Annotated in this window: 10 protein-coding genes, 1 tRNA gene and 2 rRNA genes (1 of these 13 running past the window's edge); 7 read left to right on the forward strand and 6 right to left on the reverse strand. The window is 66.5% G+C overall.

The genetic code is table 11. The features are described from left to right. Positions 1 to 34: 34 nt before the first annotated feature. From ELY12_RS12245 to ELY12_RS12260, 4 genes are all read left to right on the forward strand, one after another. On the forward strand, positions 35 to 931 hold the full coding sequence (locus ELY12_RS12245) for a LysR family transcriptional regulator (RefSeq protein WP_126176991.1): 897 nt from the start codon (positions 35 to 37) through the stop codon (positions 929 to 931). Between the two features lie 71 nt (positions 932 to 1,002). After that, positions 1,003 to 2,037 carry an N-acetyltransferase DgcN gene (gene dgcN, locus ELY12_RS12250; protein WP_126176992.1) on the forward strand — a complete coding sequence of 345 codons (1,035 nt, stop codon included), beginning with the start codon at positions 1,003 to 1,005 and terminating at the stop codon, positions 2,035 to 2,037. After that, positions 1,995 to 2,978 (forward strand): N-acetyl-D-Glu racemase DgcA, encoded by a 984-nt coding sequence (gene dgcA / locus ELY12_RS12255; RefSeq protein ID WP_126176993.1) that lies wholly within the window; start codon positions 1,995 to 1,997, stop codon positions 2,976 to 2,978. The genes dgcN and dgcA overlap by 43 nt, the downstream gene beginning before the upstream one ends. 56 nt (positions 2,979 to 3,034) lie before the next feature. Then, on the forward strand, positions 3,035 to 4,540 hold the full coding sequence (locus ELY12_RS12260) for an N-acyl-D-amino-acid deacylase family protein (RefSeq protein WP_241229849.1): 1,506 nt from the start codon (positions 3,035 to 3,037) through the stop codon (positions 4,538 to 4,540). Here the strand turns inward: ELY12_RS12260 and ELY12_RS12265 are convergent. Next, positions 4,534 to 6,396 (reverse strand): amidohydrolase family protein, encoded by a 1,863-nt coding sequence (locus ELY12_RS12265; protein WP_126176994.1) that lies wholly within the window; start codon positions 6,394 to 6,396, stop codon positions 4,534 to 4,536. The genes ELY12_RS12260 and ELY12_RS12265 overlap by 7 nt on opposite strands. Before the next feature lie 135 nt (positions 6,397 to 6,531). Here ELY12_RS12265 and dacB point away from each other — a divergent pair, with 135 nt between their 5' ends. Next, positions 6,532 to 7,989, forward strand: coding sequence for a D-alanyl-D-alanine carboxypeptidase/D-alanyl-D-alanine endopeptidase (dacB, locus tag ELY12_RS12270; RefSeq protein ID WP_126176995.1), 1,458 nt, complete (start codon positions 6,532 to 6,534; stop codon positions 7,987 to 7,989). Here the strand turns inward: dacB and ELY12_RS12275 are convergent. Together ELY12_RS12275 and ELY12_RS12280 are read right to left on the reverse strand one after the other, a co-directional pair. Continuing rightward, positions 7,982 to 8,998: a serine hydrolase domain-containing protein gene (locus tag ELY12_RS12275; RefSeq protein ID WP_126176996.1), complete on the reverse strand. Its 1,017-nt coding sequence runs from the start codon at positions 8,996 to 8,998 to the stop codon at positions 7,982 to 7,984. The genes dacB and ELY12_RS12275 overlap by 8 nt on opposite strands. Continuing rightward, the gene (locus ELY12_RS12280) at positions 8,995 to 10,527 is read right to left on the reverse strand and encodes an MFS transporter (RefSeq protein WP_126176997.1); all 1,533 of its coding nucleotides are present in this window, start codon (positions 10,525 to 10,527) and stop codon (positions 8,995 to 8,997) included. The genes ELY12_RS12275 and ELY12_RS12280 overlap by 4 nt, the downstream gene beginning before the upstream one ends. 140 nt (positions 10,528 to 10,667) lie before the next feature. On the opposite strand from ELY12_RS12280, the gene ELY12_RS12285 reads away from it, so the two are divergent. Further along, complete coding sequence (locus tag ELY12_RS12285; RefSeq protein WP_164549501.1) at positions 10,668 to 13,766, forward strand: TonB-dependent receptor domain-containing protein; 3,099 nt, start codon at positions 10,668 to 10,670, stop codon at positions 13,764 to 13,766. Between the two features lie 126 nt (positions 13,767 to 13,892). Beyond that, the gene (locus tag ELY12_RS12290) at positions 13,893 to 14,078 is read left to right on the forward strand and encodes a DUF3606 domain-containing protein (protein ID WP_126176999.1); all 186 of its coding nucleotides are present in this window, start codon (positions 13,893 to 13,895) and stop codon (positions 14,076 to 14,078) included. 304 nt (positions 14,079 to 14,382) lie between these two features. Here ELY12_RS12290 and ELY12_RS12295 read toward each other — a convergent pair. The 3 genes from ELY12_RS12295 to ELY12_RS12305 form a co-directional block, all read right to left on the reverse strand. Beyond that, positions 14,383 to 14,459, reverse strand: a tRNA-Met gene (locus tag ELY12_RS12295). Between the two features lie 208 nt (positions 14,460 to 14,667). Then, a 5S ribosomal RNA gene (rrf, locus tag ELY12_RS12300) occupies positions 14,668 to 14,782 on the reverse strand. Between the two features lie 110 nt (positions 14,783 to 14,892). Next, positions 14,893 to 16,724: ribosomal RNA gene (locus tag ELY12_RS12305) — 23S ribosomal RNA — on the reverse strand (it continues 960 nt past the right edge of the window).

Consider the following 16,724-nt stretch of genomic DNA (forward strand, 5'->3'; position numbering starts at 1 on the left):
GCAACAATGAAGCTTGAGCCTATCGTCGCCGGCCATGAACCTGCGCCACATCGAGGTCTTCCACGCGGTCTACGTCAACGGCTCGGTCAGCGCCGCCGCGCGGATGCTCAACGTGTCGCAGCCCTCGGTGTCGAAAGTGCTGCGCCACGCAGAATCTCTCCTAGGTTTCCCCTTATTCCACCGCACCGCCGGCCGCCTGATCCCGACGGAGGATGCGCACACCCTGTTCGGCGAAGTCTCCGAAATCCAGGACCGCGTCCTCGCCCTGCGCGAGGCGACCCGCAACCTGAAGCGCGGAGCGGGGTCGCTGCTGCGGGTCTCCGCCCTCCCCTCGATCGCCCTCGACGCGATCCCGGCGACAGTGGCGCAATTCCTTCGCAAGCACCCCGACACCCGCTTCGACCTCCAAACGGTCCACCACGCCGACCTGCTGCGCAAGCTCTACGAGCGCGAGACCGACATCGCCGTCGCCAACGTGGTGCCACAGGGCGCGCCGGTCGACGCGCATTGGCTCGGCGCGGGCGAACTGGTCGTGCTCTACCGCGAGGAGGACATGCCGGGCGCCCCGCCGCGGATCGGGCTGGAGGAACTCGGCGGACGACCGCTGATCAGCCTCGCAAGCAGCGGACCCATCGGCCAGTTGTTCAGCGCCGAAGTGCAGCGGCTGGGGGTCGAGCTCAACGAGGTCGTCTCGGCGCGAACGTTCCACATCGCCACCGCGCTGGTGCGGCTGGGCGTCGGCATGACCGTGGTCGATAACCTGACCGCCCGCGCGTCGCTCGGGCCCGGCCTGGCGATGCGGCCGCTGAAATCCCGCCTGACTTTCGACGTCAACGCGATGACGCTCAAGGACCGCCCCCCGACCGCGCTCGGCACTGCGTTCCTGAAGTCGCTCGCCCGCACGATCGACGCGCTCTCGCGCCCGGCATAGCGCCAGGTTATGCCGCGCCGCCGGGTCCGTATGCCTGTGCGGTCGCGACGCAGAGCTACCAGCGAAGGGCAATGATCGAAGCCCCGTTCCTGCTCTATCTCGGCCACTCCACCGACCCCGTGGGGATCAAGACCTCGCGCGGGCTGGCCGAGTTTCGGCGGCAGGATTGCGTCGGCGAGTTCCGTCACGACGATTGCCCGCTGACGCTGGACCTGCCGCGGATGAGCATGACCGAGGGTGCGGCGGCGGGCGCAAAGACGCTCGTGCTCGGCATCGCCAATCCCGGCGGGACGATGGACCCCGAACTGATCGAGGACGCCAGCGACGCGCTACGGGCGGGCATGCACGTCGTATCGGGCCTGCACGAGCGATTGCGCGACGTGCCCGAGCTGGTGGCGATGGCGTCCGCGCTGGGCCTGCAGCTGATCGACGTGCGCGATCCGCCGGCCGACCTTCCGGTCGGCACCGGCCGCCCGCGCGCAGGCCGGCGCGTGCTCACCGTCGGCACTGACTGCTCGGTCGGCAAGATGTACGCCGCGCTCGCGCTGACCGAGGGCCTGCGCGCTCGCGGTGAAGCGGCCGATTTCCGCGCGACCGGGCAGACGGGCATTCTCGTCGCCGGGGGCGGCGTGCCGCTCGATGCGGTGGTGGCCGATTTCATCTCCGGCGCGATCGAACTCCTCACGCCCGCCCGCGAGGACGAAGGCTGGGACGTGATCGAGGGTCAGGGCTCGCTGTTCCATCCCTCCTTTGCCGGGGTTTCGACCGGCCTGCTCCACGGCGCGCAGGCCGAGGCGCTGGTGCTGTGCCACGATCCCGCTCGCTTGCAGATGCGCGGCCTGCCCGAGCGGCGTCTGCCGGGCCTCGCCGAATGCCTCGCAGCCAACCTCCAGGTCGCGCGGCTGACCAGTCCCGGTGTGCGCGCGGCCGGGGCCTGCCTCAACACCTCGAGCTTCGCCGAGGACGAGGCGCGCGCGCTGTGCGCCAAGACCGCGCACCTGCTGGGCCTGCCGTGCACCGACCCGCATCGCTTCGGGGTCGAGGCGATCATCGACAACCTGCTGTGTCCCGAACGCTCCGCGCCCGCCACGATCGCTTCGCGCTAAGCCGCCCGTTCCGCATCTCTCGCGGGGTGAAGACCTCGGCGGATGTGGTCACGGTCGAGGTGTCCGCCGAGGGCGTGACCGGTCGCGGCGAGGGAGTGCCCTACCCGCGCTACGGAGAAAGCGTCGAAGGAACCTTGAAAGAGATCGAAGGCATCCGCGCGGCGATCGAAGCCGGTGCGGGGCGGCACGACCTGCTCACTTTGCTGGAGCCCGGCGCGGCGCGCAACGCGGTCGATTGCGCGCTGTGGGATTTGGAGGCGAAGCTCGCCGGCACTTCGGTGGCCACGCTGATCGGCGCGCCCGAACCCGGTGCCGTGGCGACTGCCCTCACCGTGGTCATCGACACGCCTGAAGCAATGGGGCGCGAAGCGGCCGCGATCGCCGATGCGCCGCTGATCAAGGTCAAGGTCGGCGCGAATGATCCCGAGGCGGCGATCCGCGCGGTCCGTGCCGCGGCGCCTGATGCAGCGCTGATTGTCGATCCCAACGAGAGCTGGGACGAGGCGCTGGTGCGCCGCGCGATGCCGGTGCTGGTGGAGTGTGGCGTTGTGGTACTGGAGCAACCATGCCCGGCCGAGGATGACGGCTGGCTCGCCTGCTACGATAGCCCCGTGCCGATCTGCGCCGACGAGTCGCTCCATACCGTGGCGGAGTTGGGTGCGGTCGCGGCGCGCTATGGCGCGGTCAATATCAAGCTCGACAAGACCGGCGGGCTGACCGCGGCGCTCGAACTGGCGCGGGCCGCACGGGAGCGGGGTCTCGGGTTGATGAGCGGGTGCATGGTCTGCTCTTCGCTCGGGATCGCCCCTGCCCTGCACATCGCGCGGATGGCGGACTGGGCCGACCTTGACGGCCCGCTTTGGCTCGCGGAGGATCGCGCGGACGGCGTGAGAGAGGCGCGCGGGATCATGCATCCACCGGCGAAAGGGTTCTGGGGTTGAGACTGCGGTTTGCGACACCCTTGCTTGCCACGCTCCTGGCCTCGTGCGCAACGCCGTTGCTCCCACCGCAGGCCGATCTGCTCATCAAGGGCGGCACGATCTACCCGGGCGGGGCCGAGCCCATCACGGGCGATGTCGCGATCAAGGACGACCGCATCGTCGCGGTTGGGCCGCATCTGAAGGTTGCCGCGGCGCGCATCCTCGACGCGCGCGGGATGATCGTCGCGCCGGGCTTCATCGATCCCCATTCGCACATGGAGGACTGGCTCACCGACGACGACGCGCAGCGCCGCCTGGTCGAGCCGTTCCTGATGCAGGGTGTGACCACTGCCTTCGTCGGCAACGACGGCGGGGGCCGAATCAAGGTCGGCGAACTGCTGGCGAGCCCGCGCACGAAGCCGGTCGGGATCAATTTCGCCAGCTACACCGGTTTCGGCACCATCCGTTCGGAAGTGATCGGCAACGCGCGGCGCACGCCGACTGCCGAGGAGTTAGCACGCGAGAAGGCGCTCGTCCGCCAGGCGATGTGCGAAGGCGCGCTCGGGCTGTCGACAGGCCTGTTCTACGCCCCCCAAAGCTTCTCGCAGACCGATGAGGTCGTCGCCCTTGCGCAGGTCGCAAGCGGGATGGGCGGGCGCTACGACACGCATCTGCGCGACGAGGCAAACTACACGGTCGGCCTCGCCGCGGCGGTCGACGAGGCGATCGCGATCGCGCGGGACGGCCATATCCCGGCGCACATCTCGCACATCAAGGCGCTCGGCGTGGATGTGCAGGGGCTCGCTCCGGCGATCATCGCCAAGATTGAGCAGGCGCGCCGCGAGGGCCTCGATGTGACGGCCAGCCAGTACCCGTGGGAGGCCAGCGGAACGAGCCTCGTCGCCTCGCTGATCCCTCTGTGGGCGCAGGACGGCGGGCGCGCGGCGATGCTGAGACGGTTCGACGATCCGGCGCTCGCAGAGAGTTTGCGGAGCGAAATCGGCGAAAACCTGCGCCGGCGCGGCGGGGCGGGCAGCCTGCTGATCGTCGAAGGGCGGTGGAAGAACCAGCGGCTCGATGCGGTGGCGCGCGGACTCGGTCTCGATCCCGTCGCGGCGGCGATCGCGGCGATCCGTGAGGGCGACGCGGCGACCATCAGCTTCAACATGGCGGAGAGCGATATCGTCGCCTTCATGCGCCAGCCGTGGACGATGACCGACAGCGATGCCTCGACCGCGCACCCGCGGGTCTACGGCAGCTTCGCGCGCAAGTACGCAGTCTATGTGAAGGAGCGGAAGGTGCTGACGTTGCGCGAATTCATCGACCGCAGCTCGGCGCTGACGGCGGATTGGTTCGGCCTCACGGATCGCGGGCACCTGCGGCCCGGCGCATTCGCCGATGTCGTGGTATTCGATCCCGCGACCTACGCCGCTCGCGCCACCTATGAGCAGCCGGACCTGACCGCCACGGGCGTGCGCTGGGTGCTGGTCAACGGCCGGCTCGCGGTCGAGGACGGTCGACTAACGGGCACCGCGAACGGCCGCGAGCTGCCGCACACACCGCCTGCCGGCTCCTGTCAGTAGAAGCGCACCGCGCTCAACTCGAGCGACGCCGTGCCGCCCGTTTGGCCCAGCAGTTGCACGCGTAGTGCGCGCAGTTGCGTCAAATCGAGCTGGGTGTGCGCATTGTGGCTCTGGAATGCCACGAAAGGTATACGGATCGCCTGGCTGCCATCGCCGGCGTCGAACGGCGCGGCGAACCAGTCGCCGTTGTCGATCCCGTAACTCTCGAGGACCAGGCGGTAAGCGCCCTTCCCCTTCGCCTTGAGCTCGATGCCGGTGAACTTCGAGGCATCGGCGACGAAGATCGGCCCCTTGGTCAACGGCAGGATCCACTGAACGAAAGGCTTGGGCGAGGCACCCATCTGGGCCGCGAGAAACGTCGGCTCGCCCCCGTGCCCGCCGAGCGCGATCAGATGCGAGTGATCGATCCCTGGGTCGGTGCTGGACACCGGCAGGGTATCGAGATCGGTCCGCCCGTCGGTCCGCGCGCCGGTCATGATCGGGCCCGCCATCGCGACCGAGCGCATCGGGCTGGGCGCGGGGGAATCGACCAGCTGGCGAAGCTCGGCGAGCGGCGCTTCCTTGCCGCCGACCCACACGCGCTCGACCTGCCACAGGTCTTCGATCCGCTTGTCGGGCTGGCCGTCGATCAGCACGAGGTCGGCGCGCTTGCCGGCTTCGATTGTGCCGTGGCCAGCCTGTTGGTGCATGATCTCGGCGCTGGTGCGGGTTGCTGCGACCAGCGCCTCTGCGGGCGAGAACCCGAGCTGGGTCAGCCACCAAATTTCGCGGATCGCGCCGGGGCCGTGATAGACGCCCTCGATCCCCGCATCGGTGCCGATACCGATCGGAATCCGCGCCTTCTTAAGCCGCCGGATATTGTCCTGCATGATGCCCCAGCGGCGGCTGTCGTACGGCAGGACGGTCTTGTCCGTCCCCGCCTCCATCCGCTCCTCCGCGGCGCGCTGGCCGGGGTTGAGCGCGGCCTTTTCGGCGGGCGGCATCACGCGCACCTGCTGCGGCTCGAACACCGACAGCGTGGCGATGTACGCGGTGTGGTTCTTGCGCATGAGGCCGATGAGCTCGTCGTCGACCAGTCCATCGCCGACCCCGTGGCCGACCGAATCCACCCCGGCGGCTGCCGCCACTTTGGCGCCTTCGAGCGTCACCGTATGAGTCACCACCGGCTTGCCCGCGGCATGCGCCTCTGCGACGATCGCGGCGAGCGTCGGCTCGTTCATGCTCATGAGATCGGGATCGCGGCCATAGCGCCAGCCGTCGGCGAACACCTTGATCATGTCGGGATCGTACGACAGCGCCACCGGCATCAGCTGGTGCGCCGCGCGCGCGGTCGGCGCCTGAAGGGTGAAGAAGGTGCCCCACCCCGCCTCGGTCCCGTGACCGCGCGGCACCCCGAAGCGGATCGCCTGGTTGAGGTGTGGCGCCCACATCCCTCCGGCGCCGGGGTTCGCGACCAACTCGCGGATCGGCGCGATCATCTCGCCCGAGACCGAGTAGTCGTTGATCGTGGTGACGCCGGCCAGCAGGTAGCCGGCCCACGCCTTGCCGAGGTCCTCGGGCGCGTCGTACGCCGGAGATCTGGTGTGCGTGTGGAGATCGTGCAGCCCGGGGATCAGCGTCTTGCCGCGCCCATCGACGCGCGCCGCACCGGCCGGCGCATCCAGGTGCTTGCCCACCGCGACTATCCGGTCCCCGTCGACCAGCACGTCGGCGACTTTGGCAGGCGAACCGGTGCCGTCGAACACGCGCGCACCTTCGATCACGACCATCTCTTGAGCCTCCGCCCCTGGCGCCGCGAGCAGTGCCATCGCGGCGGCCAGCGGCAGCCCGGCGAGACGACGCACAATCCAGCTCATCGCCCGCGACTGTGGCGGCGCGCGAGGCGGCGGGCAACCCCAGGATCCGGCGTAAATGCTTGGCGGTTATGGCCGGACCAAGCGTTTGCATGTGTCATGCTTGTCAGCGGCCAGCGCGGCATTAGGCTGACACGCATGCGCTTATTCCTGCCGCTCGCGGCCGCTTTCGCCCTTGTGTTCGGGCCTTCGGCTGGGGCGGAGACGCCCTCGTCCGATCCGGCAACTATCCTTGCCGAGGCCGGTCCCGGCACGCGCTGGGGCCTGATGGTGAGCGACACCGAGGGGCGCGAGATCGTCGCGATCGATCCCGACGGCCGCTTCATGCCCGCATCGAACACCAAGGTGTTCACGACGGCGGCAGCGATGTGGCAGGCGGCGCAAGGGACCTTTCCCGAGGCGGGTAATGGCGGCGCGCGGGTGCGGCTCGCCCCCGCCCAGCGCGGCAGGGCGCCCGATGTAATCCTGGAAGGACGCGGCGACGCGCGGATGTCGGCGGCGGCCGATTGCGTGACCGATTGCCTCGCCACGCTGGCCGATGCCGTCGCGGCGCGCACGCGGAGCGTCCACGATGTGATCGGCGACGACACGCTGTTCCCCGACCAGCGCTGGACCCCGGGGATGAGCTGGAACAACATCCCCACTTCATCGGGCACCGGCATCTCGGCGCTGACGGTGAATGACAACGAGATCGCCGCGACGGTCACGCCAGCGGCGGTCGGCGCGGCGCCAACGGTGGCCCTGCCCTCCTACTACTCGGTCGAAAACCACGCGCTGACCGTTGAGGGCGACAAGGACGACCTCGCCTTCGATCGCGCGCCCAATGGGCGGACATTGGTGTTGAGCGGCACGATCAGCGCCTCGGCCAAGCCGAGCGTCCTGGCGCTAGCGGTGGACGATCCGGCGCACTATGCCGCGTGGCGCCTCGCCGAGATGCTGCGCGCGCGCGGGGTGAAAGTAACCGGCACGGTATCGGTACGCCATCGTCCGCTGCTCCCGATCGACGACCCGGAGAAGCGCGATCCCAACGCGCGGCTGGACCCGCCCGATCTGCCCGCGCTTGCGACGCTGCAGCCCGAGGCCCTCGCGGCCGACGTGAACACGATCAACAAGGTCAGCCAGAACCTCCACGCGGAACTGCTGCTGCGGCGGCTCGGATTGATCTCGGGCACCGGGTCTATCGCCGACGGCCAAGTGGTGGTGCGCGCGATGCTCGACCAAGCGGGCGTGCCGCCACACGCTGTCAGCCTGTCGGACGGTTCGGGCATGTCGAGCTACAATCGCGTCAGCCCGCGCGGCATGACCGCGCTGCTGCGCTGGATCGCGCGCCAGCCGTGGGGCGCTGCCTGGCGCGAGACGCTGCCGGTCGGCGGCGTCGACGGCACGCTTCGGCGGCGGTTCGCGGGCACGCCGCTCGCCGGCAAGATTTTCGCCAAGACCGGCACGCTCAATGCGACCAACGCACTCGCCGGATACCTGACCGCGGCGAGCGGCAGGACGCTGGTCTTCGCGATCTACGCCAACGACGTGCCCGAGGATGTGAAGGCGACCGCGATCATGGACCGCGCTTTGCTGGCGGTGGCGGCCGCTAACTGAGGCTGTCGAACGCGGCGATCACGGCATCGCCGGTCGAGGGGCGCAAGTCGTAGATGTCCATCGCACCGTGCCGCGTGGGATGCACGCGATTGGTCAGCAGGGTCCACGCGAGACCGCGCTCGAAGTCGAGCCACAGCCCGGTGCCGGTGAAGCCGGTGTGGCCGATCGTCTCGTCCGAGCACGCCTGACCGCCCGGCCAGCCGGCAAAGCGCCGCTCCCACCCGCAGGTGCGGTCGCCGTCTTGCCGTTCGCGCATGGCGCTCAGCGCAGCGGGCGAGGCGCCGGTGCCGTCGAGCAGCCCGCGGGCAAAATCGAGCACGCCGTCGACTGTACCGAACAGCCCTGCGTGCCCCGCGGCGCCGCCGAGCGCGAAGGCGTTCTCGTCGTGCACCTCCCCCCGCATGATCCGCCCGCGCCACATGCATCGTTCGGTCGCCACCGTGAGACCACGCGGCGAATAGGCGAGTCCCGCGCCGAGCGGCCAATCGCTCAGTGGCGCTCCGGTCAGCCGCTCGATCGCGATGCCGAGGAGGATGAAGTTGATGTCCGAATAGACCGCGGGCCCTTGCGGCCACTCGCGCTGGAGGACGTACGCGCGCAGCCGCGCCGGGTCGTCCCCAAACGTATAGATCGGCTCGACCGCCGGCAGGAAGGTGCGGTGCGCCAGGCAATCGCGGAAGGTGAGGTTACGCTCAGCGGCACCGAGCGGGTTATACTGCCGTAAATCGGGAATGGCGTCGGTCAGCGGGCGGTCGAGATCGAGCCTCCGCTGATCCGCCAGCGCTAGGATCATCGGCGTGGTCGCGATCACCTTGGTCAGCGAGGCGAGGTCGAACCAGTGCTCGCGGGTGAGCGCCTCGCGCGCCGGCTCGAGCGCGGCCTCGCCGGCGAGCACGACCGCGCGCTCGCCCGTCGCAGTCACCAGGCCGAGCGTTGCACCCGGAATGCGCCCCGCTTGCACCAGCGCCTTCGCCGGCGCGAAGGCCTCTTCTGCGGCCCGCTCGATCACGCCGTCACGCCGTCCGGGCGAGGTCTGGCGCCAACGATGAAGGGCAGAAACACCACCGCCGCGATGCTCATCGTGCCTGCCATGATGAAGAACCCGTCGTAGCCGATCGCCTGCTGGAACACGCCCGAAAGCCCGGCGAGCAGCCGCGGGATCAGGAACGCCAGGCCTGACAGCAGCGCATATTGCGTGCCCGGGAAGCGAGGGTTCACCAGTAGCGAGAGGTAAACCACGAACACCGCGCCTTCGAACCCGTGCCCGAACTGGTCGAGCGCCATCGCCAGGTAGAGGTCGAAGTCGCCCGACGTCACCGACACCCCGAGCAGCGAGAACAGCTCTGGACCGCCCGGCGACTGATAGGCGAGCCAGGCGAAAATCCAGTTGCTGAACGCCGACATCACCGCGCCGATCGCGAGCGCCCAGCCCATCGGCGCCTTTGCCGCGAGCCAGCCACCCAGCGCGACGCCGACCATGCTGGAGATCAGGGCCACCGCCCCGTCCGCGACCGCGATCGCTTCCAGGCTGTAGCCGAGGTCGTTGAACAGCGGATGCGACAGCGTGAGCGCCATCACGTCGCCCATCCGATAGATCGAGACGAACAGCAGGATCGGGATCACCGCCAACCCGAACCGCCACGCGACATTGATGTACGGTGCGAGCGCCGCCGTATTGAGCAATCGATGGTCCGGCGGCAGCCGCCTGATCCACGGCACCGCCGCGCCAAGCGCCACGAACGGCAGCAAGGCGACCGCGAACACCCAGTATTTGACGATGTCGGGGTTATCGAGCCCAGCCGAACCAATCGCCGCGAACAGCAACCAGCCGACCAGCGCGGTGATCGCCGTGGTCGCCGCCAGCACGACCGCAGTCGCGAGCAGTCCCTTCGCCAGCGCTGCACCACGCGAACCGTCGTGGCCCTGCTCCCGCCCCATGCAGGCAAGCAATGGGAACGGGATCAGCGCCGCGACCGCGATCACCAGGTAGGCGGTGGTCCAGTCGCTCTTGGCGGCGATGTAGATCGCCCCGCTGCCGGCCGCGACCATCGCGCTGCGATAGCCCCACAGGTTGGCGGCGACGAGCGGGCCCTGCTCCTCGGCGGTCGGGGCCAGCTCGATCCGCCATGCGTCGGCCGCGACCTCCAGCGTGGTTGTCCAGAATGCCAGCAGCACCGCGAACAGCGCGGTGATCTCGAGGTTCCGGTCCGACGAGGTGAGCGCCATCGCCACCGTCGCCAGGAAGATGCCGATCTGGGCCAGCATGATCCACCCGCGTCGCTTGCCCCAGAAGGCGCCGAAACCCGGCACATCGTATTTGTCGAGCAGCGGCGCCCACGCGAACTTGAAGGTCGGCAGCAGCGCAACCCACGCGAAATAGCCGACCGTGACGATGTCCACCCCGTGCTTCGCCAGCCGCAGCAGCAGCACCGCGTTGAACATGTAGAACGGCAGACCGGCGGAAAAGCCGAGCATCAGGTAGAGCGCGCGCAGCCGCCAGGGTCCGGACGTCGTGGGCGCGGTGCGGGCATCGCTCATGAGGCATTCCTAACCGCACTGTTGCATCGCTGCCAATGCCGAGCGGTTATGTGCCGCCCAACGAAAATAATGATGTTCGCGGAGCCCCCGCATTCGTAAAACAGTCACATAAGAAGCAGGCGCTTCCATGGGGGACACCAATGCGATCGATCGTTTCCAGCAAGACCATTCTCGTCACCGGCTGCGCGGTCGCCGCGCTCGCCATCGCCGCTCCGGCGGCGGCGCAGGATGACACCACCCAGCCCGCGGCAACGCCGACCGGCGCGCAGACGCCCGATTCCGGCGCCGACGTCACCAGCGACGTGACCGACGCGGAAGCCGGCAACACCGGCCGCGAGATCCTGGTCACTGGGTCGCGCATCAAGCAGGATCCCAACCGCAGCGCGCTGCCGCTGACGATCATCACCAACGAAGAAACCGCCCGCAACGGTATCTCGAGCCCCGAACAGCTGATCATGTACCTGCCGAGCAACGGCTCGGGCGCGGACAACCTGGCGGCCAATTCGGACGTTACCAGCGGGGCCCAGCGCGGCACCAACGGCCTTTCCTCCGCCAACCTGCGCGGCCAGGGCAGCGCCTCCACCCTCGTGCTGCTCAACGGCCGCCGCGTCGCCGCACATGGGCTTTCGGGCCAGTCGGTCGACGTCAACCAGATCCCCTTTGCGGCGATCGACCGGATCGAAGTGCTGAAGGACGGCGCCTCCGCGATCTACGGCACCGATGCGGTCGGCGGCGTGATCAACTTCATCACCCGCAAGGATTACCAGGGCATCGGCCTGCAGGGCTTCACCGACTTCACCGAACGCGGCGATGCCAACATCTACAATGTGTCGGGCATCGTCGGGTACGGCGATCTGAACGACCAGGGCTTCAACATCATGGGAGCGGTCTCCTATCGGTGGAACGAAGGCCTGGCCGGTTCGGCGCGCGACTTCGTCAACGGCAACCAGCCCAACCGCGGGCTCTCGATCGACACCCGCGGCACGCCGATCGCGACCGTGTTCAACATCGGCGCCAATGGCGCGGGCAGCACGCCGCGCAACACGATCAACCCGGCGATCACCGGCACGCTGACCAACGGTCTCACGCTCACTGCCCCCAACGGCGGCAACGCGGCGGCGGGCGGCATCAACATCCTCGACCTGCCCGGCGGCGCCGGGTGCGAAACGATGGATGGCGGGATGGCCTACGACTACGAGTTGTGGAGCTCGCCAAACAACTACTACGCGTGCGCTTGGGACACCGGCCGCGCCGCCGCGCTGCAGCAGCCGCTCAAGACGCTGACCTATTATGGCCGCGGCGTCGTTCGCCTTGGTGCGAGCGAGGCATTCGTCGAGGTTACCGGGTCCGACGCGGATTCCAAGAAGAGCTTCTCGCACAACCAGCTGTCGACCGGCACGAGCAACCTGCCGATCGCCTACCCGCTCAACAGCCTGACCGCCGCGACCTACAATTCGGTGTTCCAGCAGATCCGCGCCGCGTTCGCCGGCAATCCGGCGCAAGTCGCGGCGCTCGACGCCCGCTACGGCGCCCCGATCGGTTTCCGCTGGCGCTGTATCCCGTGCGAGCGGCGCGAATACGTCACCAACTCGAAGACGTTCCGCGTCGCGGGCGGGGTCGACGGTCCGCTGCCGATCGACAACTGGGATTACCGCGTTGGCGCATCGTACGCGAAGAGCGAGACCGCATCGGTCCTCGGCACCGGCTACTTCTATCGCGGCACGCTGGCGAACGGCGCGCCCGACCCGACCGCACCTGCCGCGCCGGGCGCCAACGTCACGTTGCAGAACGGCAGCACGGTGCTGTTCCCGGGCCTCGTCGGCCTGATCAACAGCGGCCTGCTCAATCCGTTCAGCCTGACCCAGACCGATGCGGCGCTGGCCGGCCTCGAAGCGATTTCGGCGGAGGGCGTGACCCTGTATGGCGGCCGCTATCAGGTGACCCAGTTCGACGGCTCGGTCTCTGGCCCCCTGTTCGCGGTTCCCGGCGGCGATGTGCAAGTTGCGCTCGGCGTCGATTACCGCCGCGAGACCTATGAGTTCAACGGCTCGGATGCGGCCGCGGCCACCGCGCCGAACATCTTCAATGCGGCGTTCGATAACGTCAACGCGCTGACGCCCAAGAAGCGGACCATCAAGGCAGCCTATGCCGAAGTCCTGGTGCCGATCCTGCCGTCGCTCGAGGTGACCGGTGCCTTCCGCATTGACGATTACACGGGCTTCGGGACCACGACCAATCCGAAGGTTTCGGTCAAGTTCCAGCCGATCGACTGGCTGATGTTCCGCGCCAGCTACAACACCAGCTTCCGCGTGCCGAGCTTCAACCAGATCTTCAACGGCATCACCACTTCGCCCTATTCGGGCAGCGACCTCGCCGATCCGGTCAAGTGCCCCGGCGGTGTGCCGACCAGCGCGTTTGGATCCGGTCAGCCATGCGCGCAGATCCGGCCCGACATCGCCACCGGCGGTAACTTGCAACTCGGCCCGGAAACGGCCGAGCAGTACAACATCGGTGTGGTATTCCGGCCGGCTCCCCGCTGGAGCTTCTCGGCCGATTACTGGAACATCGACGTCGACAACACGATCGTCACGCCGACGCTGCGCCAGCTGATCGACAACGCGTCGTTCTTCCCCGAGCGTTTCATCCGCGATCCGGTCACCGATGAAGTCGTGGTGCTCGACGATCGCTGGGCCAACGCCGGCGCGCGCCAGACCCGCGGCATCGAGTTCTCCGCGCGCGGCGGCTTCGACCTTGGCGGTATGACGAGCCTGAGCCTCGGCGCCGATGCGACCCTGCTGCTGCGCAAGCGCGAGAAGGTCGTGCCCAACGCGCCGTTCGACGATCAGCTCGGCGTGTTCAGCTTCGCCGGCGACCTCGGCGTGAAGTGGAAGCACAACGCGTTCATCTCGATCGCCAACGACGAGTGGTCGGCCACGCTGACGCAGATCTTCCGCGGCAGCTACGCCAACCAGAAGCTGCCGGGGATCAAGAGCGGCGCGGTCACGCGGCCGGACTTCAACGAGCGGGTGAAGCCGTACAACATCTTCAACTTCTCGGTCAGCTATCTGGGCCTCGCGCCGGCATACAAGCTGACCCTGGGCGTGAAGAACATCTTCGACACCGATCCGCCGTTCGCCATCACTTACGACGGCAACACCGGTGCGGGCAGCTCGTGGGAGCCGCGCATCGCCGATCCGCGCGGGCGTTCGTTCACCGTGCAGGCCGAAGTGAAGTTCTGATCCTGAGCGGTGGAGGTCTCTGCGGAGGCCTCCACCGCCAGCGACGGCTGCCCGGTCGGCAGCTTCCCGCGATGCACTGAAACTTCTCCGAATCCCGATGGTTATGCGGGAGGAAGGAGACGAACCATGTCAGACGACACTAACAATCGTGGCGGCCAGGACCGCAGCCGGGTGGCCGCCGATCAGGAGTACGAGGTCCGCTACTTCGCCGACAAGCACGGCATCAGCGTCGAGCAGGCTCAACGCCTGATCGACGAGCACGGCAACAGCCGGGAGAAGCTGGACGAGGCTGCCAGCCGCCTCAACGCCTGATCAGTGGGATTACGACCGCGTGCGAGCACTGCGGCCGCGCATCGCCCTTGACGGCTAGCTTGCGAGAGCTCCCGCATCTCGGATCATGCAAGGCGAACAGAGCCTGGTTGGAAGGCTTTGCTCCGAGCAACCTCGCGACAGGGGTGCGGCGGGCGTAGGATGTACGTCGAAAGGCAGCTGCATCGCGGCGAATGTCGCCTCGCATGCGGCGTCTCGGGGGCGTGCACAGTTCAGCTATTCGCCAGAACAGAGCCCCAAACGCACAAACGCCCGGCACTCTGCGAGTACCGGGCGTTTTGCATGGTGGTTGCGGGAGTTGGATTTGAACCAACGACCTTCAGGTTATGAGCCTGACGAGCTACCGGACTGCTCCATCCCGCGGCACCTAATTGTTCTGCCTCAAGCGCCGGCGATCGCGTCCGCGATCTAAGCTTTCGCGCTACCGCGCGGCGGCCGTTCGGCCTTGCGAACCCTTCGGGTTCGTTCGGCGAGCATCACCAGCCGAAGCTAGAGACGCCAAAAGGGCTGCCCGTGAGGGTCAGCCCTTTGACTTGTGAATGGGTTATTCCCGCCTCTCGCCGGCTGCAATGCCTGGCGACGACCTACTCTTCCAACGCTTGAGCGTTAGTACCATCGGCGCTGTCCGGTTTCACGGCCGAGTTCGAGATGGGATCGGGTGGGTCACGGACGCTATGGCCACCAAGCAATGGAGCCAGCGAAAGGGGTTTAATCGATGCGTGTTGTTTGATGAGCGTCTGGCTTCGAAGATCCTCACGATCATCGACAGCAGGGCTGTCGTTGATGGTGTGGAATTCTCAAGCGCGAACAGAACTATTAGGACCGGTTAGCTCCATGCATTACTGCACTTCCACACCCGGCCTATCAACGTCGTGGTCTACGACGGTTCGATGATTGCTTATCTTGAGGGAGGCTTCCCGCTTAGATGCTTTCAGCGGTTATCCCGTCCATACATAGCTACCCTGCTGCACTCCTGGCGGAATGACAGGTACACCAGAGGTATGTTCACCCCGGTCCTCTCGTACTAGGGGCAACTCCTCTCAACAATCGACGCCCACGGCAGATAGGGACCAAACTGTCTCGCGACGTTCTGAACCCAGCTCACGTACCACTTTAATTGGCGAACAGCCAAACCCTTGGGACCTGCTCCAGCCCCAGGATGTGATGAGCCGACATCGAGGTGCCAAACGATTCCGTCGATATGAGCTCTTGGGAATCATCAGCCTGTTATCCCCGGCGTACCTTTTATCCGTTGAGCGATGGCCCTTCCACGAGGGACCACCGGATCACTATGACCGACTTTCGTCTCTGCTCGACTCGTCAGTCTCGCAGTCAGGCAGGCTTATGCCATTGCACTCTTGCAGACGGTTTCCAACCGTCCTGAGCCTACCATCGCGCGCCTCCGTTACTCTTTAGGAGGCGACCGCCCCAGTCAAACTACCCGCCACAGAGGGTCCCAACACCGGCTAACGGTGCGTGGTTAGACTGTAGAAAACAACAGGGTGGTATTTCACAGGTTGGCTCCACTCCAGCTGGCGCCGGAGCTTCAAAGCCTCCCACCTATTCTACACAGTTGTTTCCCACAGCCACTCTGAAGCTGCAGTAAAGGTGCACGGGGTCTTTCCGTCTAACCGCGGGTACTCCGCATCTTCACGGAGAATTCAATTTCGCTGAGCATATCCTGGAGACAGTGGGGAAGTCGTTACGCCATTCGTGCAGGTCGGAACTTACCCGACAAGGAATTTCGCTACCTTAGGACCGTTATAGTTACGGCCGCCGTTTACTCGGGCTTCAATTCGGAGCTTGCACTCCTCCTCTTAACCTTCGAGCACCGGGCAGGCGTCAGACCCTATACGTCGTCTTGAAGCCGACTTAGCAGAGTCCTGTGTTTTTGCTAAACAGTCGCTACCCCCTGGCCTGTGCCCCCTCCAACTGCTTGCGCAGAAAGAGGGCCTCCTTCTTCCGAAGGTACGGAGGCAATTTGCCGAGTTCCTTCAGGATACTTCTCTCAAGCGCCTTGGTATACTCTACCTGACCACCTGTGTCGGTTTCGGGTACGGTCTATACGGAGAGGCTATTTCCTGGAACCACTTGGCCGCCCTTCCAATCCAATAAGGAAGAACAACGTCCATGATCCGTCACACATCTCCAGGCCCACGAATATTAACGTGGTTCCCATCGACTACCCCCTTCGGGCTCGTCTTAGGGGCCGGCTCACCCTGCGCCGATTAGCGTTGCGCAGGAACCCTTGGTCTTTCGGCGAAAGGGCATCTCACCCTTTTTGTCGCTACTCATGTCAGCATTCGCACTTCCGATACGTCCACGGTCGGTTACCCTCCCGCTTCACTCGCTTACGGAACGCTCCGCTACCGCTCAGACCGAAGTCTGAACCCTAAGCTTCGGTGCATCACTTTAGCCCCGATACATCTTCGCCGCAGGATCTCTTATTTAGACCAGTGAGCTGTTACGCTTTCTTTAAAGGATGGCTGCTTCTAAGCCAACCTCCTGGTTGTTTTGGAAATCCCACATGCTTTCCCACTTAGTGATGACTTGGGGACCTTAGCTGTAGGTTAGGGCTGTTTCCCTTTTGACGACGGACCTTAGCACCCGCCGTCTGTCTGCCGGATA

It is taken from the genome of Tsuneonella rigui (assembly GCF_003958625.1).
Classification (GTDB): domain Bacteria; phylum Pseudomonadota; class Alphaproteobacteria; order Sphingomonadales; family Sphingomonadaceae; genus Tsuneonella; species Tsuneonella rigui.